2 protein-coding genes are annotated in these 1,863 nt (G+C 32.5%); both read right to left on the reverse strand.

All coding sequences use genetic code 11. The features are described 5' to 3' along the window. Positions 1 to 55: 55 nt before the first annotated feature. Entirely contained in the window at positions 56 to 1,252 is a 1,197-nt protein-coding gene (locus A5886_RS07710; protein WP_086274417.1) for a beta-ketoacyl-[acyl-carrier-protein] synthase family protein, read from the reverse strand. Beyond that, positions 1,249 to 1,863: ABC transporter permease family protein (locus tag A5886_RS07715; protein ID WP_218776635.1), on the reverse strand; the 615-nt coding region annotated here is incomplete at its 5' end. The genes A5886_RS07715 and A5886_RS07710, both read right to left, overlap by 4 nt.

The following is a 1,863-nucleotide window of genomic DNA, read 5'->3' on the forward strand; positions in this document are numbered from 1 at the left end:
TTAACATTACAGACTCCTATGAACAGATACACTTTTGGGTTGGTAGAATTAATTGTCATTTTGAAAATACTAAAGAAACATTACTTCCACCAAAAGCAAATGAGTTAGATAAAATATATCCACATTCATATTCAATTGATTTACTCAATAATAAATTAAGATTGATTTCTGGATCTACATCTGCATAAGACACATTGGATTGTGGAAACAATTGCTTATTTTTAATCATTAAGCAGCATAATAAAGCTTCGAATGCTCCTGCTGCTCCTAACAAATGCCCATGAATAGACTTGGTTGATGAAACAAATGGAGAGCTAAAAATTCTATTTATTGCCTTCGCTTCTACAAGATCATTGGCTTGTGTTCCAGTTCCATGTGCATTAATATACTCAACCTCATGTGCTTCTATTTCTGCATCATGTAAGGCTTCTTCCATACAACGTGTTAATCCATCAGTATTCGGAGCAACTAAAGACGATGCATCACTAGTTGTAGCATACCCTTTAATTTCACAATAAATCGGTGCGTCTCTAGCAATTGCATGCTCATACTCTTCTAAAACTAGAACAGCTGATCCTTCACTTAAGACAAATCCGCTCCTAGCCTTTGAAAATGGAATAGAAGCTTCATCAATATTTTTACTTGTAGACATTGCTCCTAGCCTATGAAAAGATTTAAAAACTTGTTCGCTAATACAACTCTCCGCTCCTCCTGCTAACATCACATCAAATTCATTTCTTTGTATTTTATTATAAGCTTCTCCAATCGCTGTAGCAGATGACGCACATGCATTATTATAGGTAAAAACTCCTCCTTTAAAATCAAAAGCTATACTCAAATTAGCACCGATCATATTGTGTAGTAATTTAGGCATTCCCAATAAGCTAATTTTTTCCAGCCCATAAAGTGCAGACTCAGTCAATTCTGTGTGTAAAGTTTGAAAACCTCCCATAGACGTCCCTATTGATATACCACACCTTACCTTATTCAGCTCACTCAAATTTAAACGACTATCTAAAACAGCAGCTTCCCCTGCACAAAATGCTAACTGTGATACTTTATCCATATAGCGAATTTGTTTTTTATTAAAATTAGTTTTGTAGCCCTCAGACACCTCCCCATAAAACTCAACAACATCAAATTTTGATTTTACAAAACATTGATTTTGATTTTTTATTGTTGAAAGAATCTCTTCATTGGTATTACCACATGGAGAAACACTCCCTAAACCAGTTACAACTACTCGCTTCATTTAAACGTCTCCCTTTTCAATTTTTTATCAAACAGACATACAAAAACTAGATATATAGTTAAGATGAAACTAGTAGTGATAAAAAAATTACTAAATGTACTTGTTACATGGACATAATTAGTAAATGTAAACATAATACTATCTAGAAAAACTCTTACTACGATTAGCCCCAGCATAAAGGTAATGATAGTGAAGATAGTCGCAAGAATTGAATTTAAGCCAAAGTGCAATGTTCGTATTTCTTTTTTTGAAAAGCCAGATAAATATAAACTTTTCATCGATATAAAATTAACTTCATAGATAAATTTGATTAACGATGCCATTAAAACAACTTCTACTATAATCGCAATAACTAAAATCAATGTTATCTGTGTACGAATAATCTGTAGTATACTTTCCCCTGAAGAAATAATCTCTTCACGACTTATAAAGGTGACTCCATCATCATGAGTACTAAGCTTTTGATTTGATGCAAAATAGTCTGTATATGGTAATTTTCCCTCTAAATGCTTAAAACGTTCTTCATTAATATATATTTCACTAACAGTTGTTAAAGAACTTATCCGATTAATTTCAAAGGAATACCATTGCTTTGTCAATACATTCTCTAA

The sequence above is a fragment of the Candidatus Enterococcus testudinis genome, from assembly GCF_002140915.1.
Classification (GTDB): domain Bacteria; phylum Bacillota; class Bacilli; order Lactobacillales; family Enterococcaceae; genus Enterococcus_D; species Enterococcus_D testudinis.